Source organism: Aerococcus sp. 150760013-2 (assembly GCF_053627715.1).
In genome coordinates this window covers 18,862-43,466 of the sequence record NZ_JBSEYI010000009.1, presented here as the reverse complement: position 1 = coordinate 43,466, position 24,605 = coordinate 18,862, and the positions used below count along the sequence as shown (strand labels likewise).

General features: G+C 38.0%; 22 protein-coding genes and 1 tRNA gene. 20 read left to right on the top strand and 3 right to left on the bottom strand.

Going from position 1 to position 24,605, the window contains the following annotated elements; genetic code table 11:
• Window positions 1-16: 16 nt before the first annotated feature.
• The 9 genes from ACUW85_RS06175 to ACUW85_RS06135 all read left to right on the top strand — a co-directional run bounded on the left by ACUW85_RS06175 (window position 17) and on the right by ACUW85_RS06135 (window position 8,777).
• Window positions 17-1,492, top strand: coding sequence for a DUF1538 domain-containing protein (locus ACUW85_RS06175; RefSeq protein WP_069286715.1), 1,476 nt, complete (start codon window positions 17-19; stop codon window positions 1,490-1,492).
• A 12-nt stretch (window positions 1,493-1,504) separates the two neighbouring features.
• Window positions 1,505-2,158 (top strand): P-II family nitrogen regulator, encoded by a 654-nt coding sequence (locus tag ACUW85_RS06170; RefSeq protein ID WP_069286714.1) that lies wholly within the window; start codon window positions 1,505-1,507, stop codon window positions 2,156-2,158.
• A gap of 143 nt (window positions 2,159-2,301) precedes the next feature.
• Window positions 2,302-2,778, top strand: a complete 477-nt coding sequence (gene rimP, locus ACUW85_RS06165) for a ribosome maturation factor RimP (protein ID WP_026465958.1) — start codon at window positions 2,302-2,304, stop codon at window positions 2,776-2,778.
• 30 nt (window positions 2,779-2,808) lie between these two features.
• A complete protein-coding gene (gene nusA / locus ACUW85_RS06160; RefSeq protein ID WP_069286713.1) occupies window positions 2,809-4,152 on the top strand; it encodes a transcription termination factor NusA in 1,344 nt (447 codons plus the stop codon).
• Between the two features lie 18 nt (window positions 4,153-4,170).
• Window positions 4,171-4,470 (top strand): RNase P modulator RnpM, encoded by a 300-nt coding sequence (rnpM, locus tag ACUW85_RS06155; RefSeq protein ID WP_182023454.1) that lies wholly within the window; start codon window positions 4,171-4,173, stop codon window positions 4,468-4,470.
• Complete coding sequence (locus ACUW85_RS06150) at window positions 4,460-4,747, top strand: L7Ae/L30e/S12e/Gadd45 family ribosomal protein (protein WP_016897462.1); 288 nt, start codon at window positions 4,460-4,462, stop codon at window positions 4,745-4,747. Before rnpM ends, ACUW85_RS06150 begins: the two co-directional genes overlap by 11 nt.
• An 80-nt stretch (window positions 4,748-4,827) precedes the next feature.
• Window positions 4,828-7,089 carry a translation initiation factor IF-2 gene (gene infB, locus ACUW85_RS06145; RefSeq protein ID WP_182023453.1) on the top strand — a complete coding sequence of 754 codons (2,262 nt, stop codon included), beginning with the start codon at window positions 4,828-4,830 and terminating at the stop codon, window positions 7,087-7,089.
• A gap of 12 nt (window positions 7,090-7,101) precedes the next feature.
• Window positions 7,102-7,497, top strand: coding sequence for a 30S ribosome-binding factor RbfA (gene rbfA / locus ACUW85_RS06140; protein WP_016897460.1), 396 nt, complete (start codon window positions 7,102-7,104; stop codon window positions 7,495-7,497).
• Window positions 7,498-7,937: 440 nt separating this feature from the next.
• Window positions 7,938-8,777: a cell wall hydrolase gene (locus ACUW85_RS06135; RefSeq protein WP_182023452.1), complete on the top strand. Its 840-nt coding sequence runs from the start codon at window positions 7,938-7,940 to the stop codon at window positions 8,775-8,777.
• Between the two features lie 228 nt (window positions 8,778-9,005).
• Here ACUW85_RS06135 and ACUW85_RS06130 read toward each other — a convergent pair whose 3' ends face one another.
• Window positions 9,006-9,365 (bottom strand): DUF1304 domain-containing protein, encoded by a 360-nt coding sequence (locus ACUW85_RS06130; RefSeq protein WP_048729192.1) that lies wholly within the window; start codon window positions 9,363-9,365, stop codon window positions 9,006-9,008.
• 206 nt (window positions 9,366-9,571) lie between these two features.
• Window positions 9,572-9,643: transfer RNA gene (locus ACUW85_RS06125), tRNA-Arg, on the bottom strand.
• Between the two features lie 294 nt (window positions 9,644-9,937).
• On the opposite strand from ACUW85_RS06125, the gene clpP reads away from it, so the two are divergent.
• From clpP to ACUW85_RS06080, 9 genes are all read left to right on the top strand, one after another.
• On the top strand, window positions 9,938-10,534 hold the full coding sequence (gene clpP / locus ACUW85_RS06120) for an ATP-dependent Clp endopeptidase proteolytic subunit ClpP (protein WP_003140760.1): 597 nt from the start codon (window positions 9,938-9,940) through the stop codon (window positions 10,532-10,534).
• A 313-nt stretch (window positions 10,535-10,847) separates the two neighbouring features.
• On the top strand, window positions 10,848-11,885 hold the full coding sequence (locus tag ACUW85_RS06115) for a sugar-binding transcriptional regulator (RefSeq protein ID WP_059348938.1): 1,038 nt from the start codon (window positions 10,848-10,850) through the stop codon (window positions 11,883-11,885).
• A gap of 37 nt (window positions 11,886-11,922) precedes the next feature.
• Window positions 11,923-12,936: a type I glyceraldehyde-3-phosphate dehydrogenase gene (gene gap / locus ACUW85_RS06110; RefSeq protein WP_016897456.1), complete on the top strand. Its 1,014-nt coding sequence runs from the start codon at window positions 11,923-11,925 to the stop codon at window positions 12,934-12,936.
• Window positions 12,937-13,037: 101 nt separating this feature from the next.
• The gene (locus ACUW85_RS06105; protein WP_149314715.1) at window positions 13,038-14,231 is read left to right on the top strand and encodes a phosphoglycerate kinase; all 1,194 of its coding nucleotides are present in this window, start codon (window positions 13,038-13,040) and stop codon (window positions 14,229-14,231) included.
• A gap of 49 nt (window positions 14,232-14,280) precedes the next feature.
• Window positions 14,281-15,033: a triose-phosphate isomerase gene (tpiA, locus tag ACUW85_RS06100; RefSeq protein WP_059134581.1), complete on the top strand. Its 753-nt coding sequence runs from the start codon at window positions 14,281-14,283 to the stop codon at window positions 15,031-15,033.
• Between the two features lie 3 nt (window positions 15,034-15,036).
• Window positions 15,037-16,569: a 2,3-bisphosphoglycerate-independent phosphoglycerate mutase gene (gene gpmI, locus ACUW85_RS06095; RefSeq protein WP_182023451.1), complete on the top strand. Its 1,533-nt coding sequence runs from the start codon at window positions 15,037-15,039 to the stop codon at window positions 16,567-16,569.
• Window positions 16,570-16,661: 92 nt separating this feature from the next.
• Window positions 16,662-17,963, top strand: a complete 1,302-nt coding sequence (gene eno, locus ACUW85_RS06090; protein ID WP_149314717.1) for a phosphopyruvate hydratase — start codon at window positions 16,662-16,664, stop codon at window positions 17,961-17,963.
• A gap of 286 nt (window positions 17,964-18,249) precedes the next feature.
• Window positions 18,250-19,890, top strand: coding sequence for a peptide ABC transporter substrate-binding protein (locus ACUW85_RS06085; RefSeq protein ID WP_149314718.1), 1,641 nt, complete (start codon window positions 18,250-18,252; stop codon window positions 19,888-19,890).
• A gap of 197 nt (window positions 19,891-20,087) precedes the next feature.
• On the top strand, window positions 20,088-21,761 hold the full coding sequence (locus ACUW85_RS06080; protein ID WP_149255943.1) for a peptide ABC transporter substrate-binding protein: 1,674 nt from the start codon (window positions 20,088-20,090) through the stop codon (window positions 21,759-21,761).
• 414 nt (window positions 21,762-22,175) lie between these two features.
• Here the strand turns inward: ACUW85_RS06080 and ACUW85_RS06075 are convergent, their stop codons facing one another.
• Window positions 22,176-22,550, bottom strand: a complete 375-nt coding sequence (locus tag ACUW85_RS06075) for a DUF3899 domain-containing protein (protein ID WP_003143091.1) — start codon at window positions 22,548-22,550, stop codon at window positions 22,176-22,178.
• 61 nt (window positions 22,551-22,611) lie between these two features.
• Here ACUW85_RS06075 and opp3b point away from each other — a divergent pair, with 61 nt between their 5' ends.
• Window positions 22,612-23,556, top strand: a complete 945-nt coding sequence (opp3b, locus tag ACUW85_RS06070) for an oligopeptide ABC transporter permease (RefSeq protein ID WP_003143093.1) — start codon at window positions 22,612-22,614, stop codon at window positions 23,554-23,556.
• Window position 23,557: 1 nt separating this feature from the next.
• Window positions 23,558-24,598, top strand: coding sequence for an oligopeptide ABC transporter permease (gene opp3C / locus ACUW85_RS06065; protein ID WP_149255944.1), 1,041 nt, complete (start codon window positions 23,558-23,560; stop codon window positions 24,596-24,598).
• The last annotated feature ends 7 nt before the right edge of the window (window positions 24,599-24,605 follow it).

The window sequence follows — 24,605 nt, the reverse complement described above, 5'->3', positions numbered from 1 at the left end:
TAAAAGGAGGAATTCTATGCAGTTATTGCTAGATAAGTTTAAAGAAGTGATATCTTCTGTCTTACCTATCGTCGTCCTTGTATTCGCGCTAGCATTTACCTTGGTTGATGTGCCAGGAGATATGATGGCGAGATTTGCAATTGGTTCAATCCTATTAACACTAGGACTGACCATTTTCCTATTCGGGGTAGATATTGGTATGACGCCAATTGGGAATTATTTAGGTGATTCGATTATTCGATCAAGTTCCCATTTAATCGTACTATTATTATCATTCTTTATAGGGTTTTCGATTACCGTAGCCGAACCAGACCTATTAATTTTGGGCCAGCAAATTTCTGATGCAACGGGTGGCGTTTTAGGATCACAAACCATTGTTGTCGTTGTATCAATAGGTGTGGGGGTTATGATCGCCCTTGCTGTTTACCGGGTAATGAAAGATGTCGCCTTGAAGTGGTTCTTCCTAGCCGTTTATGCGGTCATTACTTTATTATCAATTTTCGTAGATTCTACCTTCCTAGCGATGTCATTTGATGCCTCTGGTGCAACGACTGGTGCCTTAACTACACCATTCGTATTGGCCTTAGGTACCAGTGTTTCCGCTAAAAAAGGTGGTAAAGGGGCTGAAGATGATTCCTTTGGTTTAGTAGGTGCCATGTCAACAGGACCAATCTTAGCCGTGATGATTATGTCACTAGTTCAAAGTTCATCTTTCCAAAATTCTGATGAAGCTTACCAATATACTGAAGGGATTATCCGTCCGTTCATCGCAAATATTGGTCATACTGTTCAAGAATCAGTAGTTTCACTTATTCCAATTTTAATCCTATTCGCAATAGTGATTTATTTTTATAGAAGAATCAATAAAGGTGAATTACGCCGTATTGCTGTTGGGGTTGTCTATGTCTTGATTGGTTTAACTTTCTTCTTAATCGGGGTTAACCAAGGATTTATGGATATGGGTCGTTACTTAGCGACTGAATTAGCCACTAACCACGAAGCCTTACTACCATGGATTGGTCTTGTGATGGGGCTAGTTGTTGTATTAGCTGAACCAGCTGTACACGTACTTGGGGACCAGGTTGAAGACGTGACAGGTGGACATATCCCTAATAAGTTGTTATTATTCTCCTTGTCGATTGGTGTAGGGTTAGCCGTAATGATGTCAATGCTTCGTATTATGGTACCAGGCGTTGAATTGTGGCACTTCCTATTGCCAGGATTTGGCTTATCAATATTATTAAGCTTTTACGTACCCAACCTGTTTACAGGTATCGCCTTCGATGCTGGTGGGGTAGCATCTGGTCCGATGACAGCGACATTTATCTTGGCCTTTGCTCAAGGTGTAGCCGATACGTTACCGCAAGCAGATATATTAGTAGATGGTTTCGGTATCATCGCAATGGTGGCAATGACCCCAGTGTTGATGGTTCAAATCCTAGGTTTAATCTATAAATTACGCGTTAAAAACAATAAAGCAATTGGTGAATAAGGGGGTTAATTGATGACTGTAGAATCAGTGGCGTTTTTCGCTATTGTAAACCATGGTTTTGGGCAAAAAGTACTTAAAACTGCCAAAGAGCATGGAACCGGTGGTGGCACCTTAGTCCTTTGTGATGGCACCATTCCAAATAAATTCCTTAACTTGATGGGACTTGATGAATCTAAGAAAGAATTGATGATTACATTAGCTCCTAAGGAATTCGAAAGTGACATTCACGAAAAAATCACTGAGAAAATGAAATTAGACAAGAAAGGCTTGGGTATCCTGTTCTCAGCAGATACATCAAGCGTTTTTGGTAGTCGTTTATTTAATCGGGCATTTGAAGAAAAAGGTGAAAATATGAGTGAGTATCAACTATTAGTATCAATTGTCGACCGCGATTCAGGTGATGATGTTGTTGCAGCTGCCCGTAAAGAAGGCGCTAAAGGTGCAACCATTCTTCACGGTCGTGGAACAGGGACAACTGAAATCTCTAAACTATTCAATATTGAAATTCAACCAGAAAAAGAAATCGTTCTGTTAGTAGTTGAAGCTGAAAAAGTCCATCCAGTATCTGAAAGTATTCGTACCGCAATGGACTTAGATCAACCAGGTAGCGGTGTTGTCTTTTCAATTCCAGTTAACCAAGTTACAGGTTTGGTTCAGAACTTGTAAAAATCGCTTGATAGCAACAATTATTGCGAATCAAGCTCCCATATGTTATACTGTCTAAGTAGAAAGAAGACAGTGGTGGAGTGAGCGGTGACGCTCACTTTTTTCATGGTAATAAGGTGAAAGTAAGAAAAGCGAGGGGAAATATGGCTAAAGTAACAGACCAAATGCAAGAAATCGTTCAACCAATAATTGAAGACTTAGGCTTTATATTGTTTGATATCGAATTCGTTAAAGAAGGGAAATCTTGGTTCCTAAGAATTTACGTGGATAAACCAGGTGGTGGCATCGCAATAGAGGATTGTGTCACAGTTAGTGAACATATTTCTGAAGCTGTTGATCAATTAGAAACAGACCCAATTCCACAAGCTTATTACCTTGAAGTATCTTCTCCAGGTGCGGAACGTCCATTGAAAAATGATGACGATGTGCAAGCTGCAATCGGTGAATGGGTATTCTTGTCATTCTATCAAGCCATTGATGGTCAAAAAAATATTCAAGGCCGTCTACTTTCTGTATCAGATGATGCATATGAAGTTGAAACAAAAGACAAAACACGTAAAGTGGCAGTCACTGTAGAAAAATCAAATGTATCGTTAATCAGATTGGCCATTGAATTTTAAAATTTATCATTTTTGAAAGAGGGAATTTAGATGAGTAAAGAAATGTTAAGAGCCTTCGAAGCGCTTGAAGATGAAAAGGGCATTTCAAAAGAAGTTATTTTAGAAGCTTTAGAAGCTGCTTTAGTTTCAGCTTATAAACGTAACTACCAACAAGCGCAAAATGTCGAAGTAAACTTTGACGTAAAAAAAGGTAGTATAAAAGTATTCGCAGTGAAAGAAGTTGTTGATCTGGTAATGGACTCACAACTTGAAGTATCGCTTGAAGATGCTCATGACTTAAACAGTGCATATGAAATTGGCGACAAGATCAAATTTGAAGTTACGCCTAAAGATTTCGGTCGAATTGCTGCACAAACTGCAAAACAAGTGATCATGCAACGAGTTCGTGAAGCTGAACGTTCAATTATCTACAACGAATACATTGATTATGAGGATGATATTTTAACTGGTATAGTCGAACGCCAAGATCGTCGTTATGTTTACGTTAGCTTAGGTAAAATCGAAGCCGTTATCCCACCAGAAGGTCAAATTCCTAATGAAACCTTCCAACCACACGAGCGTGTACAAGTTTACGTAGAACGTGTTGAAAATACGACTAAAGGGCCACAAGTCTATGTCTCTCGTAGCCACCCAAGTCTATTGAAACGTCTATTTGAACAAGAAGTACCTGAGATTTTCGACGGTACTGTTGAAATTAAAGCCATCGCCCGTGAAGCTGGTGATCGTTCTAAAGTAGCGGTTGTATCAAACGACGCGAATATCGATGCAGTAGGTACTTGTGTTGGACCTCGTGGTTCGCGTGTACAACGTATTGTAGACGAATTAAAAGGTGAAAATATGGATATCGTTCAATGGTCAGACGACATGGCAACCTTTATTTCAAATGCTTTAAACCCAGCTGATGTATTATCTGTTCACTTTGTACCAGGTGAAACGTCATGTGTGGTTGTCGTACCAGAAAACCACTTGTCATTAGCTATTGGTAAACGTGGCCAAAATGCGCGTTTAGCGGCTAAATTAACAAACCACAAGATTGATATCAAATCTGAAGCTGACTTTGAAGCCTACGTACAAACAGAAGAGTACGCAGAACGTTTTGCTGAGAAAGAATTAGTCGACGAAGACGTTGATCCAATTTTAGCTGAAGATATTGAAACTGTTGAAGATTACGAAGCAGTGACAGAAGGATCAACTTCAATTGATGAAGAGGATTTATTAGCTATTGATGACCTTGAAGAAGGTAATGTTGGTCCAGAAGCAATTGAATATCAGATTGATGATATTGAAGGCGAAGACAACGACATTATTGGTGATGAACCTTTAATTGGCGAAGAAGATTTAGACCAACAAGAGCGTTTAAACGAAGAAGGCTAAGATTAGGTGGGATCAAACATGAAACAACGAAAAATTCCTATGCGAAAATGTGTTGTGACAAATGAAATGTTTCCTAAAAAAGAATTAATTAGAATTGTTCGTAATCCTGAAGGGGTTGTTGAAATTGACCCGACAGGTAAGAAAAATGGGCGCGGCGCATATGTATCCCTCGATCCTGAAGTTGTACAAAAGGGTTGGGATAAACACATGTTAGATAGACACTTAAATGTATCCATTTCGGATGATTTTTATAGTGAATTGAAAGCTTATGTTGCCCATCAAAAAGCCAGAAAAGAGCTTTTTGAAAATGAACAATAATAAGTTGAATTTGTTAGGTTTGGCGCAAGCAGCGAGTAAACTCGTTTCAGGTACTGAAACTGTCATGAAAACTATTCAGCAAGAGACGGCTGTTTTAGTGGTCATGGCTACTGATGTCAGCGAACAAACAAAAAAGAACATAGAGAATAAATGTGCTTTTTATGAAGTGGAATATGTTCAGATGTTTACAACTGAAGAAATTTCAATTGCTTTAGGTAAAAAGAGGTCGATAGTCGCCCTCTTAGACCGCGGGTTTGTGAAAAGCTTTAAAAAATAATTTAGATTTTTACGTATATTTTTACATCAAATAGGAGAGTAAAAAGTATGAGAGATTAGTAGAATAAGGAAGGTGATGACATGTCAAAAAAACGTGTCTACGAAGTTGCTAAGGAAATTGGCATATCAAGTAAAGAGTTATTGAATGCTGCAGAAAAAGCAGGTTTTGAATATTCAAGCCATATGGCATCAATGACTGATGACGAAGTAAACAAGCTAAAAAGTAGCTTTGCAAATAAATCAGCAGGTAAGGAAGACAACAACAATCAGCCAGCGAAAGCAACTGAAAGTCGACCAACTAAGAAAGCTGAAAATAAGCCTGCAGAAAAAGGTTCAGCTAAATCAGAACCTGCTAAAGCAAACGCTAAGCAAAACCAGCACCAAAACAAGTCGCAAAATCGCAATAACCCAGCAAAAGAGAATAAAAATATGAATAATCAAAAAAATAATTTTAAAAATAATAGCAATAACAAAAATGGCGGATTTAAAGGTAAAGGCAAAAAAGGGAAAAAAGGTCGTTTTAACAATGACCAAAACCGCCCTCAAGGCAACCCGGTACCACCAAGAAAGAATAAGCCACTTCCAGAAAAAGTGGAATATACTGAAGGTATGACTGTAGCGGATATTGCTAAAAAAATTCACCGTGAGCCAGCTGAGATTATCAAAAAACTATTCTTGATGGGTATACCAGCTACACAAAACCAAGCGTTAGATAAAGATGCTATCGAGTTAATTCTTGAAGAATATGGTGTAAAGGCTGAAGAGAAAGTTATTGTTGACCAAGCAGACTTTGAACATTACTTTGAAGAAGCTAAGAATGCAGACGAGGAAGATTTAGAAACTCGTCCAGCAGTTGTAACCATCATGGGGCACGTTGACCATGGTAAAACAACTTTACTTGACTACTTACGTAACGCTCAAGTTGTAGACGGCGAAGCGGGTGGTATCACACAACATATCGGTGCCTACCAAGTACGTGAAAATGACCGTTTAATTACTTTCCTAGATACACCAGGACATGCGGCCTTCACGACAATGCGTGCGCGTGGTGCTGATGTAACGGATATCGTTATCCTTGTAGTAGCAGCTGATGATGGTGTAATGCCACAAACCGTTGAGGCGATTAACCATGCCAAAGCAGCGGGGGTACCAATTATCGTTGCAGTAAACAAAATCGATAAACCAACAGCTAATCCTGATCGAGTAATGCAAGAGTTAACTGAATATGGCCTAATTTCTGAAGAGTGGGGCGGGGACACAATCTTCGTAAATATCTCAGCTAAATTTGGTCAAAATGTAAGTGACTTACTAGAAATGATTTTATTAGTTTCAGACGTAGAAGAATATAAAGCTGTACCAAACCGTTTAGCTTTAGGTTCTGTAATCGAAGCGCGTCTTGACCCATCTAAAGGTGCTATTGCGACATTATTAGTCCAAGAAGGGACATTGCGTGTTGGGGACCCAATTGTTGTTGGTGATACACATGGACGTGTCCGTGTAATGACTAATGATACTGGTCGCCGTATCAAGCAAGCTGGCCCATCAACACCAGTTGAAATCACTGGTTTACAAGAATCACCACAAGCTGGTGACCGCTTTGTAGCCTTTGATGACGAAAAAACAGCCCGTGCTGTTGGTGAAGAGCGTGCGAGCCGTGCCTTACAAGAACGTCGTCAAGCAAACCATGCTGTAACCTTAGACAACTTATTCGAAACGCTACAAGAAGGCGAATTGAAATCAGTTAATGTCATTATCAAAGGTGACGTTCAAGGTTCTGTTGAAGCCTTAGCTGGAAGCTTGAAAAAAATCGAAGTTGAAGGTGTTAAAGTAAATATCGTTCACCAAGCAGTTGGTGCAATCAACGAGAGTGATATTACTTTAGGTCAAGCGTCACAAGCCTTAATCATTGGTTTTAACGTTCGTCCTACACCACAAGCTAAATTACAAGCAGATACTGATGAAGTAGAAGTACGTCTATACAACATCATTTACGATGCAATTAATGACGTAGAATCCGCGATGACAGGTATGTTAGACCCTGAATTCGTTGAAGAAGTAACTGGTACTGTACAAGTTCGTGAAACTTACAATGTATCTAAAGTAGGAACAATTGTTGGTGGTTACGTATTAGATGGTACAATCTACCGTAACTCACAAGTTCGTATCATCCGTGATTCAATTGTCATCTATGATGGTCAATTAGGTTCGTTACGTCGCTTTAAAGATGATGTGAAAGAAGTATCTCGTGGATTTGAACTAGGTCTTACAATTGAAAACTACAACGATATTAAAGTAGATGACGAAATTGAAGCATACCGTATGGTTGAAGTGAAGAAAAAATAGAGGTGATACACAATGGCAAAATTTAGAGCTGAACGTGTAAGTCAAGAGATCCTTCGCGATGTTAATGACATATTGAGAAAGACTGTTAAAGACCCCCGCGTTGAAGGTGTTACAATTACTGATGTAGAAGTTACTGGTGACTTACAGCAAGCAACTATTTTCTACACTACATTGAGTGAATTAGCCAGTGAACGTGAAAAAGCGCAAAAAGGTTTGGAAAAATCTAGTGGTTTAGTTCGTTCTGAAATTGGTAAACGCCTAAACATCTATAAAACACCAGAAATATTCTTTGAACGTGACCGTTCAATTGAATATGGTAACCATATCGACCAATTGCTAGCACAATTAAACAAAAAAGACGATTTTGATAGCATGTCTGACGCTGAGTCAGATAAGTTAGTCGATTAATAAGTAGAAAGGCCCCGGGAATTATAGCAAGTATGCTGTATTTCTTGCGGCCTTTTTTGTTGTTTGTGAGGTTGATTTTTAGAATAAATCTTCGAAATGTGGTGCGAAAATGCTGATATATAGACCTTTAGCGTGGTGAAATATACCTATTTTTCAAAAAATAATTGTTACATACAATGTCATAATTATAACTTATTAAAATATGCAAGAATTGATGTAAGTGCTGTAAATGTTGTCATACTGGGAAAACGTTGAATTGTAACAATTGAGATGAAAATATTAAAAATTACAAAACATTTCAGTCCATTTAAAGCCCCTTAACGAATGGGTTTATAGGGTTTTCTTTTGAATCCATACCGTGTAGTATATTGCATGTAGTCGAAACAGTGGCTAAATAAACAGCTAAGCAATAGCTAAACAAATAAGGAGTTTTACTTAACATGAAATTTAACAAAACTATTCTAGGAACAACATTTGCATTGTCAGCATTATTTGCGACAGCAGGCTTTAACACTGAAGATGCTAAAGCAGCAGAATGGACAGCACGTAGCGTTGAAGAAGTTTCAGCTGATATGCAAGCAATTGATGAATCAACTTCTGAGTATACAGTAGTATATGGCGATACTTTATCAGTAATCGCTAATGCAGCAGGTGTTGACGTGATTACACTAGTACAAATTAATGAAATTGAAAATGCTGATTTAATCTTCCCATCTAAGTCTATTTCATTTACTAAAAATGATGAAGGTGAAGTAAATGAAGTTGTCGTAGAAGATACAAACAATAAAAAAGATACTTATAAAGTAGAGGAAGAAACTGTTGAGAAAACTGAAACAGTTGAAGAAGTAGAAGAAACAACTGTAGAACCAGTTGCATACGAAGCTGAAAAAGAAACAGCAACAGTAGAAGCAACTTCATATGAAGCAGAAGAAACAACTGAAGAAACATCTTCAACTTCTTCCTACTCAGCAGCAGAAGAAATCCCTTACCAAGTATTACAAGTAGTAGAAACTGAAGCAGGTCCAAGCTACTCTGAAAAAGCAGCAGTATTCTCTGTAATCCTTAACCGTGCAAACTCAGGTAACTGGGGTGGTACTTCATTATCGGCAGTAGTTAACGCATCTGGTCAATTTGAAGTTGTTTCAAACGGTATGGCAGCTAGCGCTACAGTATCAGAACAAACTTACCAAGCTGTTAACGATGTATTAACTAACGGTGTAACTACATCAGCTGAATCATTCCGTGCTTCAGGTGACGGCGTGACAAACACATTCTTCTAATTTAAATTCAAATACAATAAACAAAAAAATCGGGAGAGCTCCCGATTTTTTTGTTTATTATTTTTTGCAAGATCGATATTAAAGAGTATTGGTTTGTTTAGTTAAGTTTCATCGTTCTAATAATAGAAAAACGACCTAATTATTTGTTTACGAATAACGCGTTAAAAAAATAGAGAGTTAAACTAGGATTCAAATGATTATCTAACGTGTATTGCTCTGTGCATTCTATTATAGAAAGGTTGAGAATAAGGCTAAAATAGATAGTCCACCTTGTGTCAATATAATTTTTTTACTACTAGTGAAGCTACCATATGTGGCCACTAAAATAATGTAGACAAATATCATACGAACAATCTCAATAGAAGCGCTACTGAAAAATAATGCATATAATAGCCCTAAACCAATGAGACCATTATATATTCCCATATTTTTAAATAAGGTATTCAATGAACTTCCTTTCAACTCATCTCTTTCCATATTAAATATTCTACTTGTTTGGGCTGACGTGGTAGTAATAGTTTGTATATACATGATATAAAAGAATTCTAAAGCGACTAAAAGAGTTAATAAAGTTGTTGTAACTGACATGGTTAATCTCTCCCCTTAACTGACGAAGTAATCTTCTTTTTTTAAATATAAAACATTTTTATGAATTTTCAAAGGATTAATACGTGCAATGTTAAGCTATATAAACATGAACACTAAAGAAGGGAAATTAAAGAATTCTATAGTTTAAGGGTAAAAAAAAGCTGTAACTCATAAATAGCAACAACCTAATAATTTTTTTATTTGAATGCGCCCGGAGGGAATCGAACCCCCATCATAAGAACCGGAATCTTATGTGATATCCATTACACTACGGGCGCAAATTTTTGTATATTTTGCTTAAAAAACAATAACAGGATTATTATAGCCTAGTTTTTAGTCAAATTCAAGCGTTTATAGGAATCTGGTAGCGTCAATTGTTATTAACAATTGATAATGTCTTAGGTATTAACTAGAGAAAATGTCTCGTTTTTCAAGTCATGAAGGCCAGCTATTGGGCAGAATGAACCTTCTATGCTAAAATGATAAGGCAAATCAAAAAAGTCATATTCGTTGACCAATTTTGACCATAAAGGTATAATACCAATATACAAGTTTAAAAGGAGGACATTTAAATGAATTTAGTACCAACAGTTATTGAACAATCTTCTCGCGGTGAACGTGCTTATGATATTTACTCTCGTTTATTAAAAGACCGTATTATTATGTTGAGCGGGGAATTCAATGACGATTTAGCCAACTCAATCATTGCCCAATTATTATTCTTAGATGCACAAGATCCAGATAAAGATATCTACCTATACATTAATTCACCAGGTGGTTCTATAACTTCAGGTATGGCAATCTATGATACTATGCAATTCGTACATGCAGATGTACAAACAATTGTAATGGGTATGGCTGCATCAATGGGGTCATTTATTGCGGCTGCCGGAACCAAAGGTAAACGTTTTGCTTTACCAAATGCTGAAATCTTAATCCACCAACCTTTAGGTGGTGCGCAAGGACAAGCAACTGAAATTGAAATTGCTGCACGTCACATCTTGAAAACAAAAGAAAAAATGAACCGTCTATACTCTGAAATGACTGGTCAACCTGTAGAAGTGATTGAACGCGATACCGACCGTGACAACTGGTTAACTGCAGAAGAAGCTTTAGAATATGGTTTATTAGATCAAATCATGACTAAAAATGATGAATTAGAAAAATAGTTAATCAATTTTAAGTCTAGAGAAGTGGGGTAAAACCTGCTTCTTTTTCTTTAAGGCGTTCGATATAGCCCGTGGAAATGTCCTTAAATATATATTCTTTGTAAGGCGTAATAGCTGTCATTGCAGTATAGGAGAAAAGTGGGCTTAAAAGCTTGCAAGCGGATAAATTTATTGGTATGATTACTTTTGTAAAGAGATGTGATTCGAAGGAATCAAATTTTTTTACCGGAGGGTGGTCAAAAAAAGACACGCTGGACAATAAAAGTCCAAGTGTTTTTGCGCTCAACGTTTTTGTACTAGGAAAGTGGGGACTATGGACGAATTATTTAAAAGTATTACTGAAGTAGTGCCGGAAGTTCAGAAGACCTATTTTGAGAGAATTAGCGTATTACAGCGGATTTTCAAAGATGGTCCGATTGGTCGGAAGGGACTAGCTGAAAAGTTAGGAATTACCGAACGACCGCTACGTACAATTACAGATGTTTTGAAACAACAAGGTCTCATTGATTCTTCTCCCGCAGGTATGACAATTACGCCAAAAGGGGAACGAGCAATTGCTACAGGTCAAGACTTGTGGCGTGATACAAATAAAATTCATCTACAAGAAAAATATTTGGCTGATGTGCTCAACATAGCAGATGCTCGAATTGTTTCAGGAGATATCGACCAAGATCAACATATTCTGTTTGAAATGGGTCTACAAGTTTCAAAATACTTAGACACGAATTTACCAGCGGGGAATCATACGATTGCTGTTACTGGTGGTTCAACTATGCTAGAGGTGAGTGAACATGTTCAATTAGCACCTTCTGCTGACAGACACTTTACTGTTGTCGCAGCCAGGGGTGGGATCGGAGATGCTTCAGCAACCCAAGCCAACACAATTAGCGATATTCTAGCGCAAAAGTTATACGGTCATAATATTTCCTTATATGCTCCTGAGAATTTATCAGAGGTGGCAAATATGGCTTTAATGAATGATCCTGTGATTCAATCAACTTTAAAGCGGTTAAAAGAGGCTAACATTTTACTTTTTAGTGTTGGTAATGCTAAAATTATGGCAAGGCGTAGGGGACTTGATTTAGAAAGTTCATCTAAGATTAAGAGTAACCACGCTGTAGGGGAAGTGTTCGGGTGTTTCTTTGATAAGGAAGGGAACATAGTGCATCGAATCCCTAGAATCGGTCTTCAACTTGAAGACTTGGCAGATATTGATTTGCCAATTCTGATTGCTGGAGGCAGTGTAAAAGCAGAAGCAATACAGGCTTTTGCGAAACTCGCACCTAAACAGTTAGTCATTATAACTGATCAAGGTGCCTCAAATATGGTTTTAAATGGGGAATCCCATTAAAATAATTTTGTATTCCATTAAGGAGGAATTTTGTAGTATGGCAATTAAATTAGCAATTAACGGTTTTGGTCGTATCGGTCGTTTAACTTTACGTCGTATCTGGGAAGAAAATGAATCAAATGTAGAAATCGTGGCAATCAACGATTTAACAGACAACGAATTCTTAGCTTACCTATTAAAATATGATACAGCTCACGGTACTTTCAACCACGATATCGAAACTACTGAAAATGGTATTTCAATCGATGGTAAAGAAATTACTGTATACTCTGAACGTGACGCAAACGATTTACCTTGGGGTGACTTAGGTGTTGATATCGTTCTAGAATGTACTGGTTTCTACGCTACAAAAGAAAAATCTCAAGCACACATCAACGCTGGTGCTAAAAAAGTTATCATCTCAGCTCCTGCTGATGCTGAAACTAAAACAATTGTTTACGGTGTAAACGAAGATATCATCGAAGCTGAAGATAAAATTATCTCTGGTGCTTCATGTACTACTAACTGTTTAGCTCCTGTAGTTAACGTGTTAGAAAAAGAATTTGGTATCAAACATGGTTTAATGTCAACAATCCATGCTTACACTTCTACACAATCATTACAAGATGCACCTAACGGTAAAAAAGGTAACTTCCGTAACGGTCGTGCAGCTGCAGAAAACGCTATTCCAGCATCTACTGGTGCAGCAAAAGCTGTAGGTCGCGTTATTCCTTCAGTTAACGGTAAAGTTGACGGTACTGCTATCCGTATTCCTATCGTTACTGGTTCAATGACTGAGTTCTACTCAACATTAAACACTAAAGTTACAGTTGAAGAAGTTAACGCTGCTATGGAAAAATACGCTAACCCATCATTCTTATACAACACTGATGAAATCGTATCTTCTGACATCGTTGGTGTTCCAGCTGGTTCAATCTTCGACGCAACTCAAACTAAAGTTATCGAATCTGAAGATGGCCAATTAGTTAAAACTGTTGCTTGGTACGATAACGAAGCTGGTTTCGTTTCTCAATTCGTACGTTTAATCGAATTCTTTGCTGCTAAACAATAATTCATTGTTTAAAAGTAAAATCAGTTGAATTTGGGCGGGAAGCTTCGCGCTTCCTGCCCTTTTTTATTGGTTAACAACTTAAGATAAGGAGTGCTATTTTAATGGCTAAGAAAACTGTAAAAGACATCGGTTTAAAAGGTAAAGTAGTTTTAGAACGTGCTGATTTTAACGTTCCAATGGACAAAGACCTTAATATTACTGATGACAACCGTATCGTTCAAGCATTACCAACTATTGAGTATATTCTTGAGCAAGGTGGTCGTTTAGTATTATTCTCTCACCTTGGTAAAGTGAAAACAGAAGAAGACAAAGCTTCTAAATCTCTACGCCCAGTTGCAGAACGTTTATCTGAAAAATTAGGTAAAGAAGTTACTTTCGTAGCGCAAACTCGTGGTCAAGAATTAGAAGATGCTATCGCTAACCTTAAAGATGGCGAAGTATTAATGTTTGAAAACACTCGTTTCGAAGATGTAGACGGTAAGAAAGAAAGCAAGAACGATCCTGAATTAGGTAAATACTGGGCTTCATTAGGCGACGTATTTGTTAATGACGCATTCGGTACTGCCCATCGTGAACATGCTTCTAACGTTGGTATCTCAAACAACACCGAAGCTGTTGCTGGTTTCTTAATGGAAAAAGAAATCCAATTCTTGGGCGATGCTGTTAACGAACCAAAACGTCCATTCGTTGCAATCTTAGGTGGTGCGAAAGTATCTGACAAGATTTCAGTAATCGAATCATTACTAAACAAGGCTGACAAAGTCTTAATCGGTGGTGGTATGGCTTATACATTCATGAAAGCTCAAGGTTACGAAGTTGGTGGCTCTTTACTTGAAGAAGACAAAATTCCATTGGCTAAGGATTTAATAGAACGCGCAGGCGACCGTTTGGTATTACCAGTAGACTTTGTTGTAGCTGACGCTTTTGACAACGATGCAAACACTGATGTTGTTGATGTTGACGGTATCCCGGCTGACTGGCAATCACTTGACGTAGGTCCTAAGACTGTTGAGTACTACGCAACACAAGTTGCAGATGCTAAAACTGTTGTTTGGAATGGCCCAATGGGTGTATTCGAAATGCCAAGTTTCGCAAAAGGTACTAACGGTGTTGGTGAAGCTATCGCTAACCTAACTGATGCAACAACTATCATCGGTGGTGGTGACTCTGCTGCAGCTGCTTACCAATTAGGTTTAGCTGACAAATTCTCACACATTTCTACTGGTGGTGGGGCATCATTAGAATTCTTAGAAGGTAAAGAATTACCTGGTATCGCTGCAATCGCGAACAAATAATTTTTGTAAATAAATTGAGTAAAACTTTTCGTAAAGGAGTTTTTAATATATGCGTAAGACATTAATCGCTGGTAACTGGAAAATGAATAAAACAGCTGCTGAAGCTCACGAATTTGTTGCTGCACTTAAAGAAGGTTTCCCACAAACGGATGCTGAATCTTTAATCGCACCACCAGCAATCTACATTGAAAAATTAATCGAAGAAGTAGCAGGTACTGACATCCAAATTGGTGCACAAAATGTTCACTTTGAAGATGATGGTGCTTTCACAGGCGAAATTTCTCCGCTTGCTTTAGAAGCATTAGGCGTACCTTACGTTATCATCGGTCACTCAGAACGTCGTGAATTATTCGGTGAAACTGATGAAGATGTACGTAAAAAAGCAGCAAGCATTTTCAGCCACAACATGACACCAATCATTTGCTGTGGTGAAACTTTAGAAACTCGTGAAGCTGGCCAAGAAAAAGAATGGGTTAGTGGACAAATCCGCGCTGCTCTTGAAGGTTTAACTGCTGATCAAGTTGCACAAGCTGTAATTGCTTATGAACCAATCTGGGCAATCGGTACTGGTAAAACAGCTTCTGCTGATGATGCACAAGATATGTCAGCACACATCCGCGATTTATTATTTGAAATCGCTGGTAAAGAAGCAGCAGACCAAACACGTATTTTATACGGTGGTTCTGTTAAACCAGCTAACATTGCTGAATTGCTTGAAAAAGAGGACGTTGACGGTGCGCTCGTAGGAGGAGCTAGTCTTGATGTTACTTCTTACATCGCATTATTAAATGGAGGTAAATAACACATGTCTAAATCACCCGTAGCTATTATTATCTTAGATGGATTCGGTTGGAGAGAAGAATCATATGGTAATGCTGTAGCACAAGCAAACAAACCAAACTTTGACCGTTACTGGAATGAATTTCCACATGCTACAATGAAAGCTTCTGGGTTAGACGTTGGGTTACCTGATGGACAAATGGGTAACTCTGAAGTTGGCCATACAAATATTGGTGCTGGCCGTATTGTATACCAAAGCCTAACTCGAATCGATAAAGCTATTGAAGATGGTGAATTTGCTGAGAACGAAGCATTAAATGGTGCTTATACTCATGTAACTGACAACCATTCAGCTCTACACATCTTCGGATTATTATCTGATGGTGGGGTACACAGCCACTTACGTCATATCGAAGCATTGATTAAAGATGCTAAAGCTAAAGGTGTTGAAAAATTATACCTACACGCTTTCTTAGATGGACGTGACGTTGATCCACATGCAGCGCCAGGTTATATTGAATCACTTGAAAAAGTAATGGCCGAAGAAAACTTAGGTCAAATCGCTTCAATTTCTGGACGTTACTATGCAATGGACCGGGATAACCGTTGGGAACGTGTACAAAAAGCTTATGATGTTATCTTTAATGGTGAAGGCGAAACTGGCAACAATGCAATTGAAGTTGTAAATGCTAATTATGCTAAAGACGTTACTGATGAATTCGTTGAGCCGACAGTAATTGTTGATGCTAACGGCAACCCAGTAGGCCAAGTAGCCGATAATGATGCTATCATTTTCGCTAACTTCCGTCCTGACCGTGCTATCCAACTTTCAGACGCTGTAACAGCAACTGAATGGGATAACTTCGATCGTGGAAATGTACCAGCAAACGTTAAATTTGTATCAATGACTAAATACAAAGATACAATTCCAGCTGATATCGCTTTTAAACCAATCCCATTGAAAAATGTTCTTGGCCAAGTGTTATCAGATAACGGCTTAAACCAATTACGTATCGCTGAAACTGAAAAATACCCTCACGTGACATTCTTCATGAATGGTGGGGCAAATGACGAGTTTGAAGGTGAAAAACGTATTTTGATCAACTCACCTAAAGTAGCGACTTATGACTTAAAACCTGAAATGTCTGCTTACGAAGTAACAGATGCATTAGTTGATGAGATTGAAAATGACCGTCAAGATGCGATTATCTTAAACTTCGCTAACCCAGATATGGTAGGTCACTCTGGTATGTTAGAGCCTACTATCAAAGCGATTGAGGCTGTTGATGAATGTTTAGGTCGCGTTGTGGATGCCTTATTAGCTAAAGACGGTAAAGCCATTATCTTTGCTGACCACGGAAACGCGGATACAGAATTAAATGAAGATGGTTCACCAAATACAGCGCATACGACAGTACCAGTGCCATTAATTGTCACTCAAAAAGGTATTGAATTACGCACTGATGGTCGTTTAGCCGATGTTGCGCCAACAATGTTAGATTTATTGAACGTTGACCAACCAGCTGAAATGACCGGTGAAACTTTAATTAAGCGCTAAACAATGAATATCCGTGTCTACCAATCGGTGGGTATGGTATAATACGAATGTAACAAATTTAAAAATTATTTTGAATTTAAAGGAGAGAAATTATGTCTGCAATTACTGATATTTATGCACGCGAAGTCTTGGACTCACGTGGTAACCCAACTGTAGAAGCTGAAGTTTACACTGAAGCTGGAGGTTTTGGTCGAGGAATCGTTCCTTCTGGAGCTTCAACTGGTGAACATGAAGCCGTTGAATTACGTGATGGAGACAAAGAACGTTACTTAGGTAAAGGTGTTCAAAACGCTGTAAACAACGTGAACAACGCTATCGCTGATGCAATTATCGGACTTGACGTAACTGATCAAATCGGTATTGACGCTGCTATGATCGAATTAGATGGTACAGCTAACAAAGGTAACTTAGGTGCTAACGCTATCTTGGCTGTCTCAATCGCTGCTGCACGTGCTGCTGCTGATGAATTAAACATTCCGTTATACAACTACTTAGGTGGTTTCAACGCTAAAGTATTACCGACACCAATGATGAACATTGTAAACGGTGGTTCTCACTCAGATGCACCAATCGCTTTCCAAGAATTCATGATTATTCCAGCTGGTGCTTCTTCATTTAAAGAAGCTTTACGTTGGGGTGCTGAAACTTTCCACGCATTGAAAAAAATCTTATCTGGTCGTGGTTTAGAAACTGCTGTTGGTGATGAAGGTGGATTCGCTCCTCGTTTTGACGGTACAGAAGATGCTGTTGAAACTATCATCCAAGCAATCGAAGCTGCTGGTTACAAACCAGGTGAAGACATGTTCTTAGGTTTCGACTGTGCTTCTTCAGAATTCTATGAAGATGGCGTTTACAACTACGCTAAATTCGAAGGTGAAGGCGGAGCTAAACGTAACGCTGAAGAACAAGTAGCATTCTTAGAAGAATTAGTTGCTAAATACCCAATCATTACTATCGAAGATGGTATGGATGAAAATGACTGGGACGGTTGGGCATTATTAACTGAAAAATTAGGTGAAAAAGTACAATTAGTTGGTGACGACTTATTCGTAACAAACACTGAAATTTTAGAACGCGGTATTACTAACCACGTTGGTAACTCAATCTTAATTAAAGTTAACCAAATCGGTACTTTAACTGAAACTTTCAACGCTATTGAAATGGCTAAACGTGCTAACTACACAGCTGTAGTATCTCACCGTTCAGGTGAAACAGAAGATTCAACAATCTCTGATATCGCTGTTGCAACTAACGCTGGTCAAATCAAAACTGGTTCATTATCACGTACTGACCGTATGGCGAAATACAACCAATTATTACGTATCGAAGATGAATTAGGCGATTTAGCTGAGTACCAAGGTCTAAACGCTTTCTACAACTTAGAAAACAAATAAGTTCTCTTAAATTAGGGCAATTTATTGCACCAATTTAGGTCGCTATGACACTTTCGAATATTCAGACAGTTAACATCCTCGCGCAGGTACTTCGGTATCTGTGCTTTTTTGTCTTCGTCAACTTCAACTTAAGTGAAAATCGCGCATACAAAGTTGCAGAAAATTTTAAAAATTTGTGCGTGATCGTTTTTACTGACAAAAATTATAGTTTGATACCATTGACATAATAAAATAATGAGATAAAATGATATTTATATTAAAAATATGTTAGAAGTGGGAGATTTCTATGAAGATAAAGAAAAGTTTTTTGGTTACGCTAGCAACTGCGGCTTTATTAGGTGCTTGTGGTAGTAATGGGGAGAATACTGAAGCTGCAAATGGGGAAGCAAGTGCGGTAGTCAATTATGTGGCACCAACTGAAATTGCTACAATGGACTCAGTATTAGTAACAGATATGAATAGTGCTAACTATATTGGACATGTTCAAGAGGGTTTATATTGGGAAAATGATGTAAATGAAATCCAACCAGCCTTGGCTGAATCATTGCCAGAGGTTTCTGAAGATGGATTAACTTATACAATCAAAATGCGCGAAGACGCAACTTGGTCAAATGGTGATCAAATTACAGCTCACGATTTTGTATATGCAATTCAACGTTTAGCTAATCCAGATACGGCGGCACCATACTCATACTTACTAGCAGGATTTGAAAATGCTGAAGGTGTTTTGAATGGTGATCAAGCGGTTGAAGAATTAGGTGTTGAAGCTTTAGACGATTATACTATTGAAATTCGTTTAGAAACACCAATTCCATATATTGAAAACTTATTAGCTTTCACGCCATTATATCCACAAAACCAAGCTTTCGTTGAAGAAGCAGGGGATGCATACGGTACTGATTCAGAAAGTCTTGTTTTCTCTGGTCCATTTACTATGACTGACTGGGATGGTACAGGTTTAACTTGGTCGTTAGTGAAAAATGAAGACTACTATAATGCTGATAAAATTGCCATTGATGAAGTAGATGTTCAAGTTATCAAAGAAGTTTCGACAAACGTCAACTTATTTGAAGCAGGTGACGTTGATAACTCATTATTAACAGGAGAATTAGCTAAGCAATATCTAAATCATGAAGACGCTGTACAACAAGCGAAAGCGAGAAACTACTGGGTAGCCTTCAACTATAATAACGAAGTATTCCAAAATAAAAATCTTCGGGAAGCGATCGACTATGCAATCAACAACGAAGAGTTGGCAACTAATGTAATCGGTGATGGATCAAACCCTGTATCTACATTTGTACCTGAAAACTTTATCTTTAACCCAGAAACGGAAGAAGATTTTGTCTCTGAAGTTGCAATTGAAGATAAATACGATCCAGAAGAAGCAGCTAGACTTTGGGCATTAGCACAAGATGAATTGGGTGTTGAAACATTAACACTGAACTTATTAGGTGATGATGACGAGAAAAGTAAAACAACAGCTGAGTATATCCAAGGACAAATTGCAAATAACTTACCAGGTGTCACTTTAACATTGCAAAATGTACCTAAGAAAAACCGTCTAAGCCAAGAAGATGCGCGTGATTATGATTTAGTTATTACAGGTTGGGCAGCTGACTTTGCAGATGGTATCAACTTCTTTGAATTATTTGAAACCGATGGCCCATACAACCGCGGGGACTACTCAAACGAATCTTATGATGCAGAAATTATTGCTGCTAAAGGTGAAAATGCCAATGATCCAGTAGCGCGTTGGGAAAACTTTGTTGCTGCCCAAGAGGTATTAACAGAAGATGCGGCATGGATCCCGTTATATCAAGAAGTAGAAACACAATTAAGAAATCCTAACTTAGAAGGTATCACTTTCAGATCGGTAGGCAACGAATTTGACTTACGTACTGCCACTTTAATTAGTGCAGAATAAAATACAATAATTGAACAAGTGACAAGACAACCGTAGATAAAATTTCAACGGTTGTCTTTGTTTATGAGGGGATTATGAATATTCCATGAAAATAATGAGAAGAAAAGATTGACAACGTATTCAAAATCTAGTAAATTATCTCCATGTTGTAATAAATATCTAATTAAGCAATTTGCTTAAATATGGAGGATGTTCTTATGGAAAGAAAAAGTTTATTTAAATCACTTGCAGTGATTGGTTTATCAGGTTTAGTGCTAGCGGCCTGTGGTAATGGAAGTGACAATTCGGGTTCAAATGGTTCTGGCGAAAGCGAACAAGTATTGAACTGGACGACAACTTCTGAATTACCAACAATGGATACGACAATGGTTACAGATACAGTTTCATTTGATATGATGAACAACGTTAATGAAGGTTTATACCGTCAAAATGCTGAAGGTGAATATGAAGCTGGTGTATTAGACGGCGAACCGGAAATTTCTGAAGACGGTTCTGTATACACATACAAAATTAAAGAAGATGCTACATGGTCAAATGGGGACCCTGTAACAGCTAATGACTTTGTATATGCATGGCAACGTTTAGTTGATCCTGATACAGCAGCGCCATACTCATACTTAGCGGACGGTATCATCCAAAATGCAACTGAAATCATCGCTGGCGAAATGGAACCTTCAGAATTAGGTGCTGTTGCGGTTGATGATAAAACATTAGAAGTAACATATGCGAAACCTGTGCCATATTTGGAAGGTTTATTGTCAATGGCACCATTCTACCCACTTAACCAAACATACGTGGAAGAACAAGGTGACAATTATGCAACTAACTCAGATACAGTTTTATATAATGGACCATTTGCCTTATCTGGTTGGGATGGTACAAACTTGAACTGGTCATTAGAGAAAAATGATAACTACTGGGATGCAGATAATGTTCAGTTAGATACTGTTAAATACCAAGTACTTAAAGAAACTTCAACTGCATTAAACTTATTTGATTCTGGGGAAATTGACTATACTACAGTATCTGGTGAATATGTAGCGGCTCGTGAAGGTGATCCAAACATGGATAATGCGCCTGAATCGACAGTGTTCTTTATCAAGATGAACCAAGAACGTAACGGTGAAGAAACACCATTAGCGAATACAAATATTCGTCGTGGTATCTCACAAGCGATTGATAAACAATCATTTGCAGACCAAGTGTTACAAAATGGCTCGCTACCTGCTGACTACTTGGTACCAGAAGGATTAGCAAGCAATCCGTCAACAGCTGTTGACTTCCGTGAAGATTCAACTGAAGGTACAGGATTTGTTGACTATGATGTAGAAGCTGCTCAAGAAGCTTTCAATGCTGGTTTAGAGGAGTTAGGTACTGAATCAATTACACTTGAATTATTAGTAGATGATACAGAAAATGCGAAACGTTCAGCTGAATATATCCAAGGACAATTACAAACAAACCTACCAGGTTTACAAGTTCAAATTGTATCAGTTCCATTCAAGAACCGTGTAGCAGCTAATAACAGTCAAGACTACGATTTACAAATCTCAGGTTGGGGTGCTGATTATGCTGACCCAATTAACTACTTAGAGCTATTCGTAACTGATGGAAATAATAATAATTCTGGTTACTCAAACGAAGAGTACGATGCGTTAATCCAAGCTGCATCAGATGAAACTGAAGACTTAGATAAACGTTGGAGCGATTTAGTCGCAGCTGAGTCTTTAATCTTAGAAGAAGCTGGTATCGCACCATTGTACCAACGTTACGGTGCTTACTTAGAGCAACCAACAGTTGAAGGGGTTGTTCACCACCAAGTTGGTGCATCGACTTCATTCAAATGGGCTTCAAAAACAGCAGCAGAGTAATTTCAGCTGACATTTGAAACTTATTGAAACAACCCGCCAAGCCTTGGCGGGTTGTTTTTATTATGATATGTGAGGAATGTTGACGCTAAATGATAATTGTGTTAGAATTTGTACTGCTTTTGGTGAATATTTCTAAGAGATTGACTAGATTATAAATAATTCTAGATATGTCACCAAATGGATTTATTTGCGTTTTAAGGCGCGTTAGGCTTATAAAACCCGATAGTACTAATTGGGTAATAAAAAGGCCTTAACCGTAGGTTAAGACCAAATTGAAGGTGGGTTGATAGGGTTTTGCTTACTAGAAGTTAGGTAAGAAAAATAACATGATTAGGGATATAATGTTTCATGGTAATGATAACTAGTATAACATATCATAAAAAGGGCGGATAATTTGGTCCACCCCGGGTAATTCTATATAATGTAATAGGCGATTAGGAAGATTAAACTTATTGCTAATAAGCTGCCACCGATTTTTAGGAAGCCGATGTACCAGTTGCCAATTGATTGGGACAAATTTTGTACATTTCTTTCTGAGTCATCATCATTTTTTGAATTATTTTGTGAGAAAACACTTGGTTTCCACTTACGCCAACTGTACTGAAACAGGTCAAAAGTCCCGTCTTTAAAGATTAATCCAAATAAACCAAGGATTAAAAAGGGCGCTGACAAGTAAAAGTAGCTATTGCTCAAGTAAAATAAAGTGATACCTTCTTGCAAAAAAATTGATATAATGAACGGTATCGTGGCAAAAAGCAAAAGGATGCTTTTCCAACGTTTATAAATCATTGATAGATCAAATCCTTTCAGATATGTCAATAATTTAACACAATATAGGAGGTGAAGCAATTTGAAATCGTATTACAAATATCTACTTCGAAGAGTATTTTATATGTTCTTAACAATATTTCTAATTGCAACAATTACATTTTTCTTAATGAAACTGCTTCCAGGTACACCTTTCCAAAATGAGGACCGGTTATCTGCGGAACAAATCATTATTATGAACGAACGTTATGGTTTGAATGATCCAGTGATCGTCCAATACGCACGTTACATGTTAGGTATTTTTACAGGTGATTTAGGTGTATCTTTCCAATTCTCAAATACACCAGTTACTGACTTATTAAGTAGTCGTATTGGACCGTCATTACAATTGGGTGGTCAAGCAATCTTGTTCGGTACATCATTTGGTATCATACTAGGTGTTATTTCAGCTATGTACAAGAATACTTGGATTGACTCTACTGCTACATTCGTGGCTATCTTGGGGCGTTCAATTCCTAACTTCGTTTTCGCGGTATTACTACAACTAGTATTTGCCGTACAACTAGGTTGGTTCCCAATCGCTTTATGGAACGGTTCATTTGCAGCAACAGTCTTACCGACATTAGCATTGGCCATTTCGCCATTAGCCGATTCGAGTCGTTTCATCCGTACCGAAATGGTCGACGTATTGAATTCAGACTATATTGAACTAGCGCGTGCGAAAGGTTTAAGCAAAACAGCCGTAGCTTTCAAACATGGTGTACGTAATGCCTTAATCCCATTATTAACATTATTAGGGCCATTAACAGTTGCCTTGATGACAGGTTCAATGGTAGTAGAAAACATTTACGCAATTCCTGGTATTGGTGAGCAATTCGTTAAATCAATCCAAACAAATGACTATCCAACAATCATGGGTATCACAATTCTTTACTCATTCATGTTAGTGTCAATGTTATTAATTGTAGATGTGTTATACGGTATCGTAGACCCACGTATTCGTGTAAGTAATGAGGGAGGGGAATAAGATGGCTGAAAACAATCAATCATATAAATCAATTGCAGCTGACAAATTCCGCCCAGCTACGCAACATGACCACGTCGCTGAACGTGAGCAAATTGCTGGAGAATCATTGAACTTCCTTCAAGATTCTTGGCGTCGTTTAAAGAAAAATAAAGTAGCGATTGTATCCCTAGTGGTATTGATCATTATCATCATTCTTGCTATCTTGGCGCCAGTGATTGCACCTGCAGATCCAAATGCGCAAAACGTAGCCTTTGCCAACCTACCACCAAAGATTCCTGGATTGGAAAACTTTGCTTGGTTTGATGGTAAATCAGAAGTAGCCGGAACAGCTATTGACCAATATGCTGCCAATAATGTACCAGAGGGCGTTTACTACTACTTAGGTACTGACGCTTTAGGACGTGACTTATTATCACGTGTCTTATACGGTACACGTGTATCGCTATTTATCGGTATGATGGCTGCCTTATTCAACTTAGTAATCGGTGTACCTTACGGTATTATTTCAGGTTGGAATGGTGGTCGTATTGACAACATCATGATGCGTTTCTTAGAAATTCTATCAGGTGTACCGAACTTGGTTATCGTAATCCTAATGTTATTAGTATTACAACCAGGTATCATGTCAATCATCATTGCATTAGCGATTACAGAGTGGATTTCAATGGCTCGTGTAATTCGTGCGCAAACAATGAAAATTAAAAACCAAGAGTACATCTTGGCTGCCCGCTCTTTAGGTGAATCTGCATGGAAAATTTCTTTCCGTCACATCTTACCTAACCTGTCAGGTATCATCATTATCCAAACAGTATTCTCAATTCCGTCTGCGATTTTCTTCGAAGCGTTCTTGAGTTTCATCGGTTTAGGTATTCCAGCACCAAATGCTTCTCTAGGTACATTAATCAATGATGGGTACAAGACATTTAGATTCTTGCCTCATTTAATGTGGTACCCAGCGGGTGTAATCTGTATCGTCATGATTGCATTCAACATGTTAGCAAATGGTTTGCGTGATGCTCTAGATCCAAAAACGAATGATTAAGGAGTTG

Coding starts and splice junctions, on each gene's coding strand:
- ACUW85_RS06175 (WP_069286715.1), top strand. CDS start 17: ATGCAGTTATTGCTAGATAAGTTTAAAGAAGTGATATCTTCTGTCTTA.
- ACUW85_RS06170 (WP_069286714.1), top strand. CDS start 1,505: ATGACTGTAGAATCAGTGGCGTTTTTCGCTATTGTAAACCATGGTTTT.
- rimP (WP_026465958.1), top strand. CDS start 2,302: ATGGCTAAAGTAACAGACCAAATGCAAGAAATCGTTCAACCAATAATT.
- nusA (WP_069286713.1), top strand. CDS start 2,809: ATGAGTAAAGAAATGTTAAGAGCCTTCGAAGCGCTTGAAGATGAAAAG.
- rnpM (WP_182023454.1), top strand. CDS start 4,171: ATGAAACAACGAAAAATTCCTATGCGAAAATGTGTTGTGACAAATGAA.
- ACUW85_RS06150 (WP_016897462.1), top strand. CDS start 4,460: ATGAACAATAATAAGTTGAATTTGTTAGGTTTGGCGCAAGCAGCGAGT.
- infB (WP_182023453.1), top strand. CDS start 4,828: ATGTCAAAAAAACGTGTCTACGAAGTTGCTAAGGAAATTGGCATATCA.
- rbfA (WP_016897460.1), top strand. CDS start 7,102: ATGGCAAAATTTAGAGCTGAACGTGTAAGTCAAGAGATCCTTCGCGAT.
- ACUW85_RS06135 (WP_182023452.1), top strand. CDS start 7,938: ATGAAATTTAACAAAACTATTCTAGGAACAACATTTGCATTGTCAGCA.
- ACUW85_RS06130 (WP_048729192.1), bottom strand. CDS start 9,365: ATGTCAGTTACAACAACTTTATTAACTCTTTTAGTCGCTTTAGAATTC.
- clpP (WP_003140760.1), top strand. CDS start 9,938: ATGAATTTAGTACCAACAGTTATTGAACAATCTTCTCGCGGTGAACGT.
- ACUW85_RS06115 (WP_059348938.1), top strand. CDS start 10,848: ATGGACGAATTATTTAAAAGTATTACTGAAGTAGTGCCGGAAGTTCAG.
- gap (WP_016897456.1), top strand. CDS start 11,923: ATGGCAATTAAATTAGCAATTAACGGTTTTGGTCGTATCGGTCGTTTA.
- ACUW85_RS06105 (WP_149314715.1), top strand. CDS start 13,038: ATGGCTAAGAAAACTGTAAAAGACATCGGTTTAAAAGGTAAAGTAGTT.
- tpiA (WP_059134581.1), top strand. CDS start 14,281: ATGCGTAAGACATTAATCGCTGGTAACTGGAAAATGAATAAAACAGCT.
- gpmI (WP_182023451.1), top strand. CDS start 15,037: ATGTCTAAATCACCCGTAGCTATTATTATCTTAGATGGATTCGGTTGG.
- eno (WP_149314717.1), top strand. CDS start 16,662: ATGTCTGCAATTACTGATATTTATGCACGCGAAGTCTTGGACTCACGT.
- ACUW85_RS06085 (WP_149314718.1), top strand. CDS start 18,250: ATGAAGATAAAGAAAAGTTTTTTGGTTACGCTAGCAACTGCGGCTTTA.
- ACUW85_RS06080 (WP_149255943.1), top strand. CDS start 20,088: ATGGAAAGAAAAAGTTTATTTAAATCACTTGCAGTGATTGGTTTATCA.
- ACUW85_RS06075 (WP_003143091.1), bottom strand. CDS start 22,550: ATGATTTATAAACGTTGGAAAAGCATCCTTTTGCTTTTTGCCACGATA.
- opp3C (WP_149255944.1), top strand. CDS start 23,558: ATGGCTGAAAACAATCAATCATATAAATCAATTGCAGCTGACAAATTC.